The organism is Pseudomonas sp. R4-84 (assembly GCF_054130985.1).
This window is the reverse complement of record NZ_CP096390.1, coordinates 220,836-238,010: the sequence shown is the minus strand read 5'-3', so window position 1 is coordinate 238,010 and position 17,175 is coordinate 220,836. Positions and strand designations below refer to the sequence as shown.

The window sequence follows — 17,175 nt, the reverse complement described above, 5'->3', positions numbered from 1 at the left end:
CTATTTCTGCTCTCGTAACAATTGGGCGGCGCGCACGGCAAAGTACGTCAGGATGCCATCAGCACCCGCGCGCTTGAAAGCGGTCAGGGATTCGAGAATCACCCCTTCGCTCAGCCAGCCGTTCTGGATCGCCGCCATGTGCATCGCATACTCGCCGCTGACCTGATAAACAAAGGTCGGCACTTTGAATTCATCCTTTACCCGACAGAGAATGTCGAGGTAAGGCATCCCCGGCTTGACCATGACCATGTCTGCCCCTTCTGACAAGTCGGCAGCCACTTCGTGCAGGGCTTCGTGGGCATTGGCCGGGTCCATCTGATAGGAGGCCTTGTTGGCCTTGCCCAGGTTCAGGGCCGAGCCGACCGCGTCGCGGAACGGGCCGTAATAGGCGCTGGCGTACTTGGCCGAGTAGGCCATGATGCGCACATTGACATGCCCGGCCACTTCCAAGGCTTCGCGGATTGCCTGGATCCTGCCGTCCATCATGTCCGACGGCGCCACCACCTGGGCACCGGCCTCGGCGTGGGACAGCGCCTGCCTGACCAGCGCATCGACGGTGATGTCGTTCTGCACATAGCCTTCTTCGTCGAGAATGCCGTCCTGCCCGTGGGTGGTGAACGGGTCCAGCGCCACGTCGGTAATCACCCCCAGCTCCGGGAAACGTGCGCGCAGGGCACGGGTCGCGCGCTGTGCGATGCCCTCGGGGTTCCACGCTTCGGCGGCATCCAGGGATTTCAGGCCCGGCGGCGTGACAGGAAACAGTGCCAACGCCGGGATACCCAGCTCGACCCACTCGGCCGCCGCTTCCAGCAACAGGTCGATGGTCAGGCGCTCCACGCCTGGCATCGAGGCCACCGCCTCACGGCGATTCTCGCCGTCCAGCACGAACACCGGCAGGATCAGGTCGTCGGTGGTCAGCACGTTTTCGCGCACGAGCCGACGAGAGAACTCATCCCGGCGATTGCGACGCAGGCGAGTGGCGGGAAACAGACGGTTGGCGGGGGTAAAGCTCACGGCAGACTCCTGAGCCCGCAAAAACGGGCGAGCGTGACAGTTATAAGCGGCCATTATGACGAACACATGACAGTTGTGCTAAAGCGTGACCGGTAGTCGCAGTCATTGTCTTCTGTAGGAAATGTTCACGTCGAGACACATTTCGATACTTTCCTGAATGTGCCTGAAGGGTTAGGCTGCGCGTTCATTTCGCCAGCACCCAGACAATGCTCCAACAATTTCTCCACGACTTCGGCTACCTGGCCCTGTTCATCGGCACGTTCTTCGAAGGTGAAACCATCCTCGTGCTCGCAGGTTTCCTGGCGTTCCGTGGCTACATGGACATCAACCTGGTGGTCGTCGTGGCGTTTTGCGGCAGCTACGCCGGTGACCAGCTGTGGTATTTCCTGGGGCGCAAGCACGGTCGCAAGCTGCTGGCGCGCAAACCGCGTTGGCAGTTGATGGGTGACCGGGCGCTGGAGCACATCCGCCGGCATCCGGACATCTGGGTCCTGAGCTTCCGCTTCGTCTATGGCCTGCGCACCGTGATGCCAGTGGCGATCGGCTTGTCAGGCTATCCACCGGGCCGCTATCTGTTGCTCAACGGTATCGGTGCGGCGATCTGGGCCACGGCACTGGCTGCCGCCGCGTATCACTTTGGCGCGGTGCTCGAAGGCATGCTGGGCAGTATCAAGAAATACGAACTGTGGGTACTCGGCGCCCTGCTGTTGCTGGGCTTGGGCCTGTGGCTGCGCCGTCGCATCAAAAATGCCCGGCTGGCCAGGAAAAATCTCGAGACCGAGCGACAGGAACAAGCCAGGGCCAGCGAATCTACGCCAGGCGAGTGAGTCGGTTGCGACAGCAGTAAAGCCCGATGCCACTGACCAGGCTGTAGCTCAACAACCCCACCCAAGCCACCGGGCTCGCTGGCCACAACCCTGCCACCGGCGCCAACCCTACCAGCGGCAGGTTCGCCGCCAGCCGCAGCAGCTCCAGCTTCAGCGCCCAAGGGCGATTCTCAAGGGCCACGCCCAAGGCAAACAGCCCCAACGCAATCGCCCCCCAGCCCAATACCAGGGCGGCAACCGGCAGGCTGTTTTCAAAGTTCATCAGATAGCTGCCCAGGGCGATGTAGATACAGAACTGCAGCGCCACATACCACCGCTGGCGTGCGTCCAGCGGCACTTCGAATTTGCGGAATTGGGACAGGTCAGGCTTGTTCAGCGGGTATCTGGCGGCCACATCGGCCGGGCGCCAACCGGTGGGCATGAACCAGATCCGCAGCTTGTCCCACCAGCGCTCGGCCCGCCGGGCATCAGCCCAGAGCTGCCCATAGAACTGCACGTTCGCCCACAACGGATTCCAGCTCGCCAGCGGCGTAGTCACGCCAAACACCACCGGCTCATCCTCGTCCTCTTCCTGGAAGGTGCCAAACAGACGGTCCCAAATAATGAACACGCCGCCGTAGTTGCGATCCATGTAGAGAGGGTTCTGCGCATGGTGGGCACGATGATTGGACGGCGTGACGAAGCACCATTCCAGCCAGCCGAGCTTTGGAATGTGTTGGGTGTGGACCCAGAACTGATACAGCAGGTTCAGCGCCGCGACGCTGACGAACACCACCAGCGGCACGCCCAGGATCGCCAGCGGCAGATAGAAAATCCAGCTCAGCAGAAAGCCTGTGCTGGTCTGGCGCAAGGCGGTGGAGAGGTTGTAATCCTCGCTCTGGTGATGCACCGAATGAGCGGCCCAGAGGATATTGCGTTCATGGCCCATGCGGTGCAGCCAGTAGTAGCAGAAGTCATAGAAGACGAAGGCAGCCACCCAGGTCCAGGCCTGGTCAGCCGGCAGTTGGAAGATTGCCAGGTGCTCCAGTGCAAAGGCATAGGTGACCAAGCCGACACCTTTGGTCAGCAGCCCGGTGGTGGTCGACAGCACGCCGGTACTCAGGCTGTTGATGGCGTCCGCCAGCCGATAATGGCTCACGCCGCGCCAACGATCGGCGAGCAACTCGACGGCGATCAACACGAAGAAAAACGGCACGGCATACAGAATGAAATTCATGATGCGACCCGGGCAGGCAAGGCAAGGAAGATAGTCGGCAGATTAGGTGTAGCTGCCCGAGACCCCTATGGCAACGAGTGACAAATTAGTAGACATTTAACGCCATGAATCTGGAGAAAAAGCCCATGAGCAAAAAAGTTGCAGTGATCCTTTCCGGCTGTGGCGTGTACGACGGCGCGGAGATTCACGAAAGCGTGATTACCTTGCTGCGTCTCGACCAGCGTGGCGCACAGGTCCAATGTTTCGCCCCGAACATTGCCCAGCTGCATGTCATCAACCATCTGACTGGCGAGGAAATGCCCGAAAGCCGCAACGTGCTGGTGGAGTCGGCGCGCATCGCCCGAGGCGATGTGAAAGACCTGCGCGAAGCCAAGGCCGAGGACTTTGACGCGCTGATCGTGCCCGGTGGTTTCGGCTCGGCGAAAAACCTGTCCAACTTCGCTGTCGAAGGGGCCGGTTGCGTCGTGCAGCCGGACGTCCTGGCGCTCACCGAGGCTTTCGCCGAAGCGGGGAAACCCGTGGGGCTGATGTGCATCTCACCGGCCCTGGCGGCGAAGATCTACGGCCCCGGCGTGACGTGCACCATCGGCACGGATGCCGATACCGCCGCTGCCGTGACCAAGATGGGCGGCACCCATGAAGAATGCCTGGTCACCGATATCGTCGAGGACACTGCGCGCAAACTCGTCAGCACACCCGCCTATATGCTGGCGAAGAACATCAGCGAGGCGGCTTCGGGGATCAACAAGCTGGTGGACCGGGTGTTGGAATTGACCCACGAGAACGACGCCTGACCCCATTTCCTCTTTCCTGTGGGAGGGGGCCAGCATCAGGACAAGCGAGCCAACCGCGTCAATATTCGATCCAGCGCATTGGCGAAACCCTGCTTGTCCCGCTCGCTGTACGCCGCCGGCCCGCCGCCCACATGGCCCTGCTCACGCAAGTCGGTAAACAGGTTGCGCACCGCCAGTCGATCGCCCATGTTCTGCGCGTCGAATTCCTTGCCCCTCGGATCGAGGGCGGCGACGCCCTTCTTGACCAGGCGGTCCGCCAGCGGCACGTCGCTGCAGATGACCAACTCACCCGGGACGGCGTGCTCCACCAGGTAGTCATCCGCCGCATCAGGACCGCTTGGCACCACGATCAGCTTGACCAGGGCCAGGCCCGGCTTTATTTGCGGCTGCCCAGCGACCAGCACCACTTCGAACTGGCGCTTCAAGGCGAACTTGACCACCAGTTCCTTCGCGGCCTTGGGGCAGGCGTCAGCGTCGATCCATACGCGCATAAGTGGTTTCCTCTATCTAAAAAGCATCGCGAGCAAGCTCGCTCCCACAGAGACAGCCTACATCCTGTGGGAGCGAGCTTGCTCGCGATTATGAGCGCAGCGAATGCGGCCGTTCAGGAAACCTGGACCCGACGCTTCTCCGCCACCCAACTGCGCCCGTACAGTACGACGATCGCCAGGATCGCCACCACCTGGGCGGTCAGCGAATAAGCATCGGCATGAATGCCCAGCCAGTCGAACTCGAAGAATGCCACCGGCCGCGTGCCGAATATCCCGGCTTCCTGCAGCGCCTTCACGCCATGGCCAGCGAACACCACCGACAGCGCACAAAGCAACGCGGCGTTGATGCTGAAGAACAGCGCCAGGGGCAGTTTCGCAGAGCCCCGCAAGATCACCCAGGCCAACCCGACCAGCAACACCAGCGCCGTCGCGCCGCCAGCCAATACGGCGTCATGACCGGCGGGACCGGCCTGCAGCCACAGGGTCTCGTAGAACAGGATCACTTCGAACAATTCGCGATAGACCGAGAAAAACGCCAGGATCGCGAATCCGAAACGGCCACCGCCGCCCACCAGGCTGCTTTTGATGTAATCCTGCCAGGCCGCGGCGTGACGCCGGTCGTGCATCCAGACACCCAGCCACAACACCATCACGCTGGCGAACAACGCGGTGGCGCCTTCGAGCAACTCACGCTGGGCGCCGCTGACGTCGATCACATAGGCGGCCAGCCCCCACGTCGCCAGACCGGCGAGCAATGCCAGCCCCCAGCCGATGTTGACGCTGCGAACCGCCGACTGCTGGCCGGTGTTGCGCAAGAATGCCAGGATAGCCGCGAGCACCAGGATCGCTTCCAACCCCTCGCGCAACAGGATCAGCAAGCCGGAGATGTAGCTCAACGACCAGCTCAAGCCATCGCCACCCAACAGGCCGGCGGATTCCTTCAACTTGGCCTTCGCCGCGTCCAGGCGTTGTTGGGCCTGGTCCACTGGCAAGCCATCCTGTAAAGACTGACGGAAAGCCATCAACGCCTTTTCGGTGTCTTTGCGCACATTGGCGTCGACGTTATCGAGCGAACTCTCCACCAGCTCGAAGCCTTCCAGGTAAGCCGCGACCGAAAGGTCGTAGGCCTGGTCATGATCACCGGCGCGATACGCCGCGATGCTTTTGTCCAACGTCGTGGCGGTGTAGTCGAGCAACTGCGCCGGGCCGCGCTGCACTTGCGGCGGCTGGGCACGTTGGGCGCGAAACGTCGCTGCTGCCGCGGGCCCTTGGGCAGCCAGGATTTCGGCCGGAGTCTGGCGGGCCAGATCGGCCAGGTTGTAGGTCAGCTCGCTTTTTGTCGCGGCCGGGTCGGCGCTGAAGCTGGCAATGTAAGTTGCCAGGTCCCAGCGCTGGCGGTCGTCGAGCTGGTCGGCGAAAGCTGGCATGTCCGTGCCCTCGACGCCCATGCCCAGGGTGTTGTAGATCGCGTAGAGGCTCAGGCGATCCAGGCGCTGGCCATCACGCAGGTTCGCCGGTGGCGGCTCCAGGCCGACGCCGGCCGGACCATCGCCAGCACCGGTGTCACCATGGCAAACCGAGCAATTCTGCGCGTACAACGGCGCACCGCGCGCCGGATCCGGGGTAATGATCGGCGCTTGGCTGACTTCGTACGCCACCGCCAGCCTTGCCCCCAACTGCCGAGCCAGGCGGGCGACGTCGTCGCCGTCCCGGCGTTCGGTGATAGCCCCGCGCAACGTGCCGATGCCTTGGGTCAACTCAGCCTTTTCCGGCTTGGCCGGCAGCGCCGCAATCAACCCCTCCAACACTTGGGTGAACTCCAGTTGCTCGCGGTATTCCGAATCGTCAATGACTTTTCCCGCTTCGACAGTCGCTGGGTAATCCGCCCCGATGTAATCAAGCAGGTGCAAGGCCTGGGGAGCGCCTTCAGTGGTATCGGCCAGCAGATCGGCGCTGCACAGCGCCAACAACGGCAGCGCTAGCCAAGCCAGGAAACGAAACGGGGCAGGCATGAATGACTCTCGGTTGGAAATAAGAAGTAACATATTGTTCACTTCCAATGCGCTTGACTCAAGTACCGATGTGTTTTCCACGCACATTTTCATCGGATCTTCATGGTTTGGAAGTGACATCACAAAAACATCATTTGGCGATTAAAAAGCCACTACGCGGTCAATCCTCCTGTTTATAATGCGCCGCCCTCTTATTTGTTGAAGGCATAAGAGCTCCTCTCCCCATGAGGAACCGACGGCGCTCCAGTGCCCCGTTCGTGGATCGCCCCAGCCCGACCCGCACACCTGGCTGATATTCAGGGAAGAAGTGTTCATGGCATCCCGTGCCTGTTTTCCGGTCGCCCTCTGCGCGATCACTCTGCTGTCCGGCTGCTCGGCCTTTCGCAACTACGACAGTGAATTGGCCCAGACCAATCAGCAATTGGCCTCCGGCAATGTCGACGCGGCGCTGGCCCTGCTGGAGAAGAACAACTCCAGCCAAGATAAAGACCTGCTGTATTTCTTCGAGAAGGGCGAATTGCTGCGGGCCAAGGGTGACCTCTCCGGCAGCCAGGCGGCCTGGGGCAGCGCAGACCAGCAGGTTGGCCAATGGGAAGACGCGGTCAAGCTCGACACCGCCAAGTACCTGGCGCAGTTCGGCAGCTTCCTGGTCAACGACAAGGTCCGGCGCTACGAGGGTTATGACTATGAGAAGGTCATGCTCACCACGCAGATGGCCTTGAACCTGCTGGCGGTGAATGACTTCGACGGCGCACGGATGCAGATCAAAAAGACCCACGAGCGCGAAGCGGTGATTGCCGACCTGCGGGACAAGGAATATCTCAAGCGTGAAGAGGACGCCGAAAAGCAAGGAGTCCAGACCGAATACAAGGACCTCAAGGGTTACCCGGTTGCCAGCCTGGACGCACCGGAAGTGGTCAGCCTGAAAAACAGTTACCAGAGCGCGTTCAGCCATTACCTGGCGGGCTTCGTGTACGAGGCGTTGGGCGAAAAAGACCTGGCCGCGCCGGGTTACCGTAAAGCCGCCGAACTGCGCCCCAATACCCCACTGCTGGAGCAGGCGCTGCTCAATCTCGACAAGCCCGCCGCCAAGGACGACGACAGCGATATCCTGATCGTGGTGCAGAGCGGGCTGGCGCCCTCCCGGGATTCGATCCGTATCCCGCTGCCCCTGCCCATCAGCGGCAACGTGGTTATCACGCCGTTGTCATTCCCGCTGATCAAGCCGGACACGTCCACCGCCACCTTCGCCCAGGTCGGCGTCGACGGCCGGCAACTGGACCTGACCTCACTCAACAGCACCACGGCCATGTCGCGCCGCGCCCTGCGCGATGACATGCCGGGGATCATCCTGCGTACCACCGTACGCGCGGTGAGCCGTGGCGTGGCGCAAAAGCAGATCAACGAAACCAATCCCCTGGCCGGCCTGGCCGTGGGCATTACCTCGGCCGTGCTTGAAGGGGCCGACACCCGGACCTGGCGCACCCTGCCGGATTACACCCAGGTGGTGCGCCTGCGCCTGAAAAAAGGCGAGCACCAGGTCACCTTGCCAAGCGTGGTCGGCGGCTCGGTGGTGAAGGTCAAGGTCGATCAGCGTTACCAGGTCATCACCCTGCGGGCGGTGGGCAACCAGGTGTTCGCCGGCGGCCTGGCGGCCCAGGTAATCCCGAGCGCCAATCCCACCGCCATCGCCCTCAAGCAACCTTAAGAACGGAGTCTTGTTCACATGCGTTTAAAACTGATCGCCGTCGGCGCCCTGGCCTTGCTGGCCGGCTGCGCCACCCCACCGCCACCGGAGCCGGGCAGCGCCGCCAGCAAGGTCGTGGCAATGGGCAAGACCAAGAACATCGTGGTGGGCGCCATGCGCGTCGCTCGGGAAAACGGCTACATGACCGTCAATGTGCAGCTGAGCAACACCAGCTTCAACAACAAGAACATGTATTACCGCTTCGCCTGGCTGGGACCGGAAGGCTTCCCCATCGCCGAGGAAGAAAGCTGGAAAAGCCTGACACTGTACGGCGAACAGACCCGCTTCCTGCCGGCCATCGCACCGACACCCAAGGCGGTGGATTTCCGACTGGAAATCAACACCCCGTGAGGTGCTGAAACCTGTGGGAACGGGCTTGCTCGCTCCCACACCAGCCCCCGAGTGATGCCTGATCCCTTTATTCAGCTTTGAGAGCAACCCCTATGTTCCTACGCATTTCCTCCCTTGCCCTCGCCGCCCTGCTCGTCAGCGGCTGTGCGAACAACTCACCGGTCCTGGGCAACAAGAACATCAGCTATGGCGACACCAAGGCCGTGGAAACCGTCACCAACGAATTCGGCTCCACCGATCTGCAAATGATCGCCGAATCCATGACTCGCTCCCTCGCCCAGTCCGGCGTGCTGCAGGGTCGCCCAGTGGTCCAGGTCTATGACGTGAAGAACAAGACCAGCGAGTACATCGATACCCGGGAAATCACCACCAGCATCAAGACCCAACTCATGAAGACTGGCGCGGCGCGCTTCGCCAGCGACAACAACGCCATGGACAGCCAGGTCGACCAGCTGAAGTTGCAGAACCAGAGCGGCCTGTACAAAAAGAGCACCGTGGCCAAGACCGGCAACATGATCGCCGCCAAATATCGTATCGAGGGCTCCATCAGCTCGATCGTCAAGCGCAGCGAAGATTACAAGGACGTGTTCTACAAGTTCAGCCTGCAACTGATCGACGTCGAAAGCGGCCTGGCCGAATGGATGGACGAAAAAGAAATCCGCAAGACCACGGAGCGTTAAGCCATGCGCACATGGATCGCAATGATGGCCCTGGCTTGCGCATTCACTGCGCAAGCGGCCCCAAAAGTCGCGGTGACGGATCTGGCGTACCAAGAACGCGTCGAGGAATACATCCACACGGTTTCGGCCCAAAGCAACTTCCAGGCGAGCCCGTACAGCGCCAGTGCGTCGTCGAGCTACGACGAGATGGAGGCCACCAGCAGTTACATCGAGCAGGGTGAGCTGCGCAAGTTCACCGGTGATATCAAGGGCGAGATGCTGCGCAGCGGCATGTTCCAGCTGGTGCAGGGTACGCCGTATACCGCGTCGTCCAAGGGCGATGTATACGACGTGATCAAGCGTATCAAGGCGGGGAACTTCAAGGGGGCCGACTACGTGCTGTTCGGCACTGTGTCGGACATCGACTTCACCCGCGACATCAATGAACTTGGCACTGCCGACAGCTACTCGGCGGTGCTGGCCCTGACGTTGGTGGCGGATTTCAGCCTGATCAACACCAAGACCTTTGAGATCACCTCGGCCTTCACCGCCATGGGCGAAGGCCAGGACACCAAGCTACTGAACCACCGTGACGTGCGCATCAGCCTCAATCGTCCGCGGGTCGTGCGTGAAGTGTCCAAGGCGCTGGGGGAAGATGTGACACGGCAGTTGAGCGAACAGCTCGGCGGCCCGATCCAGGAGCAAGTCGGCGAACCTGTGCAGCGCAACAATCTGCCGAGGGACACGGCGCCAGTGATCCTGCGCTGATTTTCGGTCAGGTAACTGATTTTGTGGTGAGGGGATGGCTCCCCTCACCCCATTGGTTTACACCGCAGCCTTGCGGATCGTCGCCAGCAAACCCGCCGCGCCAATGAACAATCCGGCAAAGGTCCGGTTCATCCGCCGTTGCTGCTTAGGGGTACGCAACAGGCGCAACACCTTGGACGCCAGTCCGGTGTACCCGGCCATGACAATCAGATCGACGCAAATCATCGTCACGCCAAGGATCAGGTATTGCTTGACCAAAGGTGCATGGGGATCGATGAACTGTGGCAGCACGGCGAGCATGAACACCAGGGCCTTGGGGTTGCTGATGTTGACCAGAAAGCCGCGAAACACCAGCGCCAAGGGCTTGCCGATGGGGCGCACCGCCGCGTCGTCGCTGAGGTCGCCGGGGACGGCCCGCCACTGCTTGACGCCCAGGTAGACCAGGTATGCCACGCCGAACCACTTGATTGCATAGAAGGCGGTTGCCGACGCGGTGAGGATCGCGCCCACGCCTGCCGCGACAATTGCGATTTGCAGCGCCAGGCCCAATTGCAGGCCCAAGGCGTTCCAATAACCGCGCCAGAAGCCGTATTGCAAGCCACTGGACATCGATGCAATGGCACCGGCGCCCGGCGAAAGACTGATGACCCAGCAAGCGGCGAAAAACGCCAGCCACGTTTCCAGCAACATTGCACACCTCGGCTCAGATCCATCGAAACGACTAAGCTAATGCGCCGCCGGGCCGGTGGCCATTCTTTTTTTCAGGGGTCGCCAGGGTAGGTGTCGGGTTATTCGACGAAACCGCCGACCGGAAACGCCTCGCTGCCGCGCCAGCGCCGCACCGACCGTTGGAAAAACAGGCTATTGGGCACCTGAACCATGGAACTGCCGGTGCCGAGTTCCTCGGGTTCGATCAATGTGGTGTAGAGCAGATTGATCGCCACCACCCGCCCCTTGATGCCTGGCTTGTCGGTGGCTTCCACCAGCTCGACTACGTCGCCCAGGCGGAACGGGCCGACGGTGTAGATCAGGATGGCACACAGCAAATTCGACAATACGCTCCAGATGGCAAAGAACGCGACCGCCGCAACGGCAACGAACCCCGACAGCGCGGTCCAGAGCACCGTGGCCGAGACACCGAGGCGCTCCAGCGCCACCAGCACTGCGCTGCCCATGATCAACCAGCGCAGCACGCCGCGCAGGATGATCATCAGCTGGGTCGGCAATGGATAGCGCTCGCCGAGCCCCGTGAGGAAGCGCGCCACGAACCGCTGGGCAACATAACCTACCAACAGGATCAGCAGGATTTGCACACCGAGCCAGATCGGCTCGATCCACAGGACCGGTATGGGCAAGGACAACGCTTCCATCAGGACAACGCCTCCAGCTCCGCTTGCAGGTTTTCCAGCAACTCCAGGGCTTGCATCCACGCCTCCTCAAGTTCCGCTTCCCGAACCTTCAGCTTGGCCTGTTCGGCCAGCAGATCACGCAGCTCGTCCTTGCGTGCCGCCTCGTAGAGACCACTGTCCCCGAGGCTGGTTTCGATTTTTTGCAGCTTTTCATGCAGCTTGCCGAGCTCGCCTTCGAGCTTGTCGGCTTCGCGCTTGTGCGGCGCCAGTTGCTGGCGCAACGCCGCGGCGGCCTGGCGTTGGGCTTTCTTGTCGGTTTTGTCCGGGTTGACCGGCGCGCTGCTGACCGGTGCGTTGCGCTGGCGATAATCCACCAGCCAGCGCGCATAGTCTTCAAGGTCGCCGTCGAACTCTTCGACTTTACCGTCCGCGACCAGATAAAAGTTGTCCGTGGTGCTCTTGAGCAAGTGCCGGTCGTGGGAAACCACCAGCACCGCGCCGCTGAATTCCTGCAAGGCCATGGTCAGGGCCAGGCGCATCTCCAGGTCCAGGTGGTTGGTCGGTTCGTCGAGCAACAGCAGGTTCGGCCGCCCCCAGGCGATCAACGCCAGGGCCAGGCGGGCTTTTTCGCCGCCGGAGAAATTCAGAACCGGCTCGTCGATGCGCGCCCCGCGGAAATCGAAACCACCGAGGAAGTCCCTGAGTGTCTGCTCACGCTCGGTTGGCGCCAGGCGCTGCAAGTGCAGCAGCGGGCTGGCCTTGGCATCGAGGGAATCCAGCTGATGCTGGGCAAAGTAGCCGACCACGGTGTTTTCACCGCGCGTCAGGCGCCCGGCCAGAGGCTGGAGCTCACCGGAAAGGTTTTTGATCAGGGTCGATTTACCGGCGCCGTTAGGCCCCAACAGACCGATCCGCGCGCCGGGGGTCAGTTGCAACTTGACCTTCTCCAGCACGGTTTTTTCGCCATAGCCCAGTCGTGCATCCGACAGGTCAATCAACGGGCTGGAGATCTTCGACGACTCGCGGAAAACAAAATCGAATGGCGAATCGACATGGGCCGCCGACAGCTCTTCCATCCGCTCCAGGGCCTTGATCCGGCTCTGCGCCTGGCGAGCCTTGGTGGCTTGGGCCTTGAAGCGAGCGATGTAGCTTTCCATGTGCGCGCGCTGCGCCTGCTGTTTCTCATACGCTTGCTGTTGCTGGGCCAGGCGCTCGGCGCGGGCACGCTCGAAGGCGCTGTAGCCGCCGCGATACAAGGTGAGCTTGCGCTGATCGACATGGGCCACGTGATCCACCACGGCGTCAAGGAAATCCCGGTCGTGGGAAATCAGCAACAACGTGCCCGGATAGCTCTTGAGCCAGTCTTCGAGCCAGATGATGGCGTCGAGGTCCAAGTGGTTGGTCGGTTCGTCGAGCAACAGCAAGTCCGACGGGCACATCAGGGCTTGCGCCAGGTTCAGGCGCATCCGCCAACCCCCGGAGAAATCACCGACCTGACGGTCCATCTGTTCATTGGTAAAGCCCAGCCCGGCGAGCAATTTACGAGCCCGGGCGTCGGCGGTATAACCGTCGGCGCTGTCGAGCTCCGCGTGCAGGCGAGCTTGGGCGGCGCCGTCATGGGCGGCTTCGGCTGCGGCGAGGTCGCGCTGGACCTGACGCAGGCGCAGGTCGCCATCGAGCACATAATCCACCGCCAAGCGTTCGAGGGTGTCGACCTCCTGACGCATATGGGCGATGCGCCAATCGGCGGGCAGCAAGCAATTGCCGGAGTCCGGGTGCAACTCGCCGCGCAACAAGGCGAACAGGCTCGATTTGCCGGCGCCGTTGGCACCGATGAGGCCGGCTTTGTGGCCGGCGTGCAGGGTCAGCTCGGCGTCTTCTAGCAGACGTTGCGGGCCACGCTGTAAAGTCAGGTTCTGAAGTCGAATCATAATGGCGGCGGAGTCTACCAGCTTCGCCCGCAACTGGCGCGAGTAGCACGATGTCGTCTGATCTGTGGAGCTTTTCGATCAACCTCTACGCCAAGCCTGGTGTGGAATCCGCGTGCCTGGCACTACAGACAGGGGGCGCGAACGTGTGCCTGCTGCTCTGTGGGCTGTGGTTGGAACAACGCGGCGTGAGCTGTGATGAGCAAAAGCTGCAGCAGCTTAAGCATCTGGCCGGACCTTGGGACTCGACCGTCGTGCAACCGTTGCGCAAGTTACGCACCCAATGGAAAAACCTTGCCCTTCAGGATCCAGGGCTGGGTGGCTTGCGCGAACAGGTCAAGAAACTGGAACTGGAAGCCGAACGGCTATTGCTTGAGCGGCTGGAGGCAACGGTCAAGGACTGGCCAACGGGACAATCCTTGGATTCAGCGCAGTGGCTGCAAAGGCTTGCGGCAAATGCCGGCCAAGCCAACCACGACGCGCTGCATCAGCTGCGCGTCGCGGTTTCCGACGTTTAGGAAACGCGGGTTGGAGTGGGGCTTGGGGCGGTGGCTACACTGGGGTTCAGTGCCGGTGCTGGCGTACCAACCGTTGGCGCGGGGGTTGCTGCCGGAGCTGGCGCAGCAGGTTTGGCAGCCGGAGCGGTTGCCGGTTTTGCAGCGGCTGGCTTGGCGGCGGCTGGCTTTTTCACGGCCGGCTTCGCAGCGGGCTTGGCGGCGGCAGGTTTGGCGGCAGGCTTGGTCGCGGCAGGCTTGGCGGCAGCGGTGCTCGCTGGTTTGGCTGCAGCCGGTTTAGCCGCAGGCTTAGCCGCAGCTTTGGCAGGCGCCTTGGCGGCGACTGGCTTGGCCGCGGATTTCGCAGCAGGTTTGGCAGCAGCAGGTTTGGCAGCAGTGGCCTTGGTCGCAGTTGGCTTGGCAGCCGGCTTCGCAGCGGGTTTGGCGACCGCTTTCACAGCCGGTTTGGCAGCGGTGGCTTTCGTTGCCGCAGGCTTGGCGGCAGCGGTTTTCGCCGCGGGCTTGGCAGCCACTTTGGCAGCAGGCTTAGCGGCGACAGGTTTGGCAGCGGCTGCTTTTACGGCAGGCTTGGCGGCAGCTTTGGCGGCCGGTTTTTTCGCAACGGGTTTCGCCGCGCTGGCAGCAACCGGTTTTTTCACGGCAGGTTTGGCCACTGGTTTGCTGGCTGCCTTTGCCCCTACCTTGGTCACTGGCTTGGCGGCCACTTTTGTTGAAGTTTTCGCCGCGACAGGTTTAGCCGCTGGCTTCTTGGCCGATACAGCGGCAGGCTTGGCCGCGCGAAGCGTCAGCGCCTTGCCTGCGGCTTCCTGGACACGACCCACGCCTTGGGCCAGCTTCAGGCTTTCCTGGGCGTCACGCTTGAGTTGCAGGATGTAGGCGCGGGTTTCGGATTGTCGATCCTTCAGGGCATCGAGCAGGTTCTCGAGTTCCTTCACGGCATCCTTGGCCTTGGCTTGTGCCTTGGCTTTGCCAGCGGTTGCCGCGTCTTGCAGTTTGGTGCGCGACTTGTGGAGTTTTTCCTGCGCCTTGCCGCGTTGTTTTTCCAGCTTGGCGAGTAGTTTTTCAGCATCAGCCAGGGCTTGGGAGCAGGCATTTTCCAGATGCTCGAGCAAGCTGCCCGACAGTTGTTGGAGCAAGTGCAACGGAGTGTTTACAGGCTTCTTAGTGGCCGACATGGTTTACCTCCTGACTGACGTGAGTGCGGCTCATACTAGACCTCTGCTGCAACCGCCGCTAGGGCATGTTGACACTACACAAGGCGTTGCGTTGCACGGCACAAGAAATCTTCTGCGCCGGCGCCTGGGCAATTCACTTTTACTGTTTGCGGCACTGGCATAATCCCTCGAATCGAGGCCGGAGAAAGTACACATGTCGCGTCATCTTTTTTTACTTCTTTGCATGATTTTCCCAGTGGCCCAAGCCACAGAAAAACCCAACGCAAACGAAGCCCGGGAGCTGGCCTACAGTCTTGGCGCGAGCCTGGGGGAACGCCTGCGCCAAGACGTACCCGACCTGCAGATACAAGCCTTGGTCGAAGGCCTGCAACAGGCCTATCTTGGCAAGCCGCTGGCGTTGGACGATGAACGCATCGAAAGGATCCTGGCCGAACACCAGGCGCAGTTGACGGCGCAATCGGCGACGCCGCAAGACCAAGTGGCGCTGAAGACCGAGCAGAAGTTTCTCAACGAGGAAAAAGGCCGGCCAGGCGTCCAGCAATTGCCGGACGGCATCCTGTTGACCGAACTCAAGCCAGGCAGTGGCACGAAAGCCGGCCCCCACGGCAAGGTCCAAGTGTTGTATGTCGGTCGTCTGCCGGACGGCACGGTGTTCGATTCCAACCATCAGGCACAGTGGTTCTATCTTGATAGCGTGATCGATGGCTGGCGCAATGCATTACCGCAGATGCCCGTAGGCGCGAAGTGGCGGTTGGTGATTCCTTCAGCCCTGGCCTATGGCGCCGAAGGTGCCGGAGACGTTATTCCACCTTTCACGCCCCTGGTATTTGAAATTGAACTGCTGGGCGCGACGACTTGACGCCCTGAAAAGAAAAACGGCACGCAATGCGTACCGTTTTCTGTCCCGAAGATGTTCTCAAGCCTGGACCGCAGCTTCTTCCTTGTGGGCGTTGTGCAGCACTTCGATCAGGCAGTCTTCCAGCTCGAAACGCTCGTGCAACAAGCCGCCCAGTTCCTTGAATTTTTCCGCCACGCATTTGCCTTCATCGCACAGGTCGTTGAAGGCCAGCAGCTTCTCGGTGATGACATCGATGCGCGGGTAAATCGTGTCGGCCAGTTCCAGGCCGCGCTTGTCATTGAAGGCCTTGGCCTCGCCCGTGAGTTGCTCGTAGATCTCGAAATGACCCGCGGACACATAGTCCACCAGCACACCACAGAACTCTTGCAAGGGCTTGCGGCTTTCACTCAGTGCTTCAGGCTTGTCGCCAAGAGCATCATAGGCTCGAACCAGTTCGTGACGCTCCTGCAACCAGCGGTCGATCAGCAGATGCACCCCACCCCAGCGTTCCTGAGCATTCTGACAACTTTCGAGCATGGTGATTTCTTCCCTTCTGAGTCACGCCCCTCGCCGTCTGAAACACCCGCCTGAATGATCAGGAGCAAGCCAGACACAACATGATCGAGTGGCATGATTCCAATGATACGTGCGGGCCAGATTATGCCCGCGCGACAACTGCTTCAAGGTACGCAGGAGAGAAAGTTCATACAAGTGTTTAATCCAGCGCCCGGACCAACTGCGACGTCTCGCCGCCGAGCGGCCGTACCAGGGCATCCCAGACCAGGCGCAACAGCAGGTAAGTCATCGAGACAGCAACGGCGAGGAAGAACAGCAGGCTCCATTCGGGGATGCTCAGGTCGAACAGCGTCCAGGTGACACTCGCACAGTCGGGGGCACCATTGGCGACGCGATGCGCGGCACTCCACCACGAGTCCACCTCCGGCAATTGGGCCACGCAGTCAGGCAGCAGCTCATGTGACTCGCTTTGCACCAGTACATTGCGCCAAGCCAACGCCAACCCTGCCGATGCAAAGGCAGCCCCCATCGCTGCATAGGCGATGCAGCCCTTGCGGGTTGGGCCATGCACGCACGCCACGAGGCAATTCACCAGGAAGAGCATCAGGCACAGCCGCTGCAAGATACACAGGCTGCAAGGGGACAGGCCAACCGCGTATTCCAGATAACTGGCGACGCCCATAGCCAGGGCAGCAGCGATGGAAGCCATGAGAAACAAGAAGCGTGAGCTGGCCAGAGACATGGCGGATCCGTAACAGAAGAGACAAGCTGTAACGGTAGAGGAAAGCCCCTGGGCCTTTCAAGGCAGCCCCGCGCAGACACTTCACCAGAGGTGTAGGGAATTCCCGACAGGCCAAAGAGGATTCAGCTCAGTGTGCTGTAGGACTTCGCTGAGCGCTTGGTCAGACCTCCAAAAACCGGGCCGGGATTCGCCACCGTTTGCCTCAGGATGGGCACGACGCCGTGGCGAGAGAG

General features: G+C 61.3%; 18 protein-coding genes. 8 read left to right on the top strand and 10 right to left on the bottom strand.

The genetic code is table 11. The annotated features are described in order from the left end of the window. Entirely contained in the window at nt 1–1,014 is a 1,014-nt protein-coding gene (hemB, locus tag M1D68_RS01045; RefSeq protein ID WP_420765122.1) for a porphobilinogen synthase, read from the bottom strand. 206 nt (nt 1,015–1,220) lie between these two features. Between hemB and M1D68_RS01040 the strand changes: the two genes are divergently transcribed. After that, nucleotides 1,221–1,841, top strand: a complete 621-nt coding sequence (locus M1D68_RS01040; protein ID WP_420765123.1) for a DedA family protein — start codon at nt 1,221–1,223, stop codon at nt 1,839–1,841. Here the strand turns inward: M1D68_RS01040 and M1D68_RS01035 are convergent. Next, nucleotides 1,825–3,057 (bottom strand): sterol desaturase family protein, encoded by a 1,233-nt coding sequence (locus M1D68_RS01035; protein ID WP_457969005.1) that lies wholly within the window; start codon nt 3,055–3,057, stop codon nt 1,825–1,827. The genes M1D68_RS01040 and M1D68_RS01035 overlap by 17 nt on opposite strands. A 125-nt stretch (nt 3,058–3,182) precedes the next feature. On the opposite strand from M1D68_RS01035, the gene elbB reads away from it, so the two are divergent. After that, entirely contained in the window at nt 3,183–3,851 is a 669-nt protein-coding gene (elbB, locus tag M1D68_RS01030) for an isoprenoid biosynthesis glyoxalase ElbB (protein ID WP_434561681.1), read from the top strand. A 35-nt stretch (nt 3,852–3,886) separates the two neighbouring features. On the opposite strand, the gene M1D68_RS01025 is transcribed toward elbB, so the two are convergent. Beyond that, a complete protein-coding gene (locus M1D68_RS01025) occupies nt 3,887–4,342 on the bottom strand; it encodes a YaiI/YqxD family protein (RefSeq protein WP_420765126.1) in 456 nt (151 codons plus the stop codon). A 113-nt stretch (nt 4,343–4,455) separates the two neighbouring features. Next, nucleotides 4,456–6,354, bottom strand: coding sequence for an FTR1 family protein (locus tag M1D68_RS01020; RefSeq protein ID WP_434561677.1), 1,899 nt, complete (start codon nt 6,352–6,354; stop codon nt 4,456–4,458). A gap of 313 nt (nt 6,355–6,667) precedes the next feature. Here M1D68_RS01020 and M1D68_RS01015 point away from each other — a divergent pair, with 313 nt between their 5' ends. The 4 genes from M1D68_RS01015 (at nt 6,668) to M1D68_RS01000 (ending at nt 9,879) form a co-directional block, all read left to right on the top strand. Then, nucleotides 6,668–8,062, top strand: coding sequence for a COG3014 family protein (locus M1D68_RS01015; RefSeq protein ID WP_457969003.1), 1,395 nt, complete (start codon nt 6,668–6,670; stop codon nt 8,060–8,062). 18 nt (nt 8,063–8,080) lie between these two features. Further along, the gene (locus tag M1D68_RS01010; RefSeq protein ID WP_420765129.1) at nt 8,081–8,452 is read left to right on the top strand and encodes a DUF1425 domain-containing protein; all 372 of its coding nucleotides are present in this window, start codon (nt 8,081–8,083) and stop codon (nt 8,450–8,452) included. Nucleotides 8,453–8,544: 92 nt separating this feature from the next. After that, on the top strand, nt 8,545–9,132 hold the full coding sequence (lpoB, locus tag M1D68_RS01005) for a penicillin-binding protein activator LpoB (protein ID WP_030138155.1): 588 nt from the start codon (nt 8,545–8,547) through the stop codon (nt 9,130–9,132). A 3-nt stretch (nt 9,133–9,135) separates the two neighbouring features. Next, the gene (locus M1D68_RS01000) at nt 9,136–9,879 is read left to right on the top strand and encodes a penicillin-binding protein activator LpoB (protein ID WP_457969002.1); all 744 of its coding nucleotides are present in this window, start codon (nt 9,136–9,138) and stop codon (nt 9,877–9,879) included. Between the two features lie 57 nt (nt 9,880–9,936). On the opposite strand, the gene rhtB is transcribed toward M1D68_RS01000, so the two are convergent. From rhtB to M1D68_RS00985, 3 genes are all read right to left on the bottom strand, one after another. Beyond that, nucleotides 9,937–10,569, bottom strand: coding sequence for a homoserine/homoserine lactone efflux protein (gene rhtB / locus M1D68_RS00995; RefSeq protein ID WP_420765131.1), 633 nt, complete (start codon nt 10,567–10,569; stop codon nt 9,937–9,939). Between the two features lie 98 nt (nt 10,570–10,667). Next, complete coding sequence (locus M1D68_RS00990) at nt 10,668–11,249, bottom strand: mechanosensitive ion channel domain-containing protein (protein ID WP_420765132.1); 582 nt, start codon at nt 11,247–11,249, stop codon at nt 10,668–10,670. After that, on the bottom strand, nt 11,249–13,159 hold the full coding sequence (locus tag M1D68_RS00985) for an ATP-binding cassette domain-containing protein (RefSeq protein WP_420765133.1): 1,911 nt from the start codon (nt 13,157–13,159) through the stop codon (nt 11,249–11,251). The genes M1D68_RS00990 and M1D68_RS00985 overlap by 1 nt, the downstream gene beginning before the upstream one ends. Nucleotides 13,160–13,209: 50 nt before the next feature. On the opposite strand from M1D68_RS00985, the gene M1D68_RS00980 reads away from it, so the two are divergent. After that, nucleotides 13,210–13,674, top strand: a complete 465-nt coding sequence (locus tag M1D68_RS00980) for a TIGR02444 family protein (protein WP_457968999.1) — start codon at nt 13,210–13,212, stop codon at nt 13,672–13,674. Here the strand turns inward: M1D68_RS00980 and M1D68_RS00975 are convergent. Then, the gene (locus tag M1D68_RS00975) at nt 13,671–14,846 is read right to left on the bottom strand and encodes an AlgP family protein (RefSeq protein ID WP_457968997.1); all 1,176 of its coding nucleotides are present in this window, start codon (nt 14,844–14,846) and stop codon (nt 13,671–13,673) included. The genes M1D68_RS00980 and M1D68_RS00975 overlap by 4 nt on opposite strands. Before the next feature lie 193 nt (nt 14,847–15,039). On the opposite strand from M1D68_RS00975, the gene M1D68_RS00970 reads away from it, so the two are divergent. Beyond that, on the top strand, nt 15,040–15,705 hold the full coding sequence (locus M1D68_RS00970; RefSeq protein ID WP_457968995.1) for an FKBP-type peptidyl-prolyl cis-trans isomerase: 666 nt from the start codon (nt 15,040–15,042) through the stop codon (nt 15,703–15,705). A gap of 57 nt (nt 15,706–15,762) precedes the next feature. Here the strand turns inward: M1D68_RS00970 and M1D68_RS00965 are convergent, their stop codons facing one another. Then, nucleotides 15,763–16,221, bottom strand: a complete 459-nt coding sequence (locus M1D68_RS00965) for an Rsd/AlgQ family anti-sigma factor (protein ID WP_039590209.1) — start codon at nt 16,219–16,221, stop codon at nt 15,763–15,765. 178 nt (nt 16,222–16,399) lie between these two features. Next, entirely contained in the window at nt 16,400–16,942 is a 543-nt protein-coding gene (locus tag M1D68_RS00960) for a disulfide bond formation protein B (protein ID WP_420765137.1), read from the bottom strand. Nucleotides 16,943–17,175 lie beyond the last annotated feature (233 nt).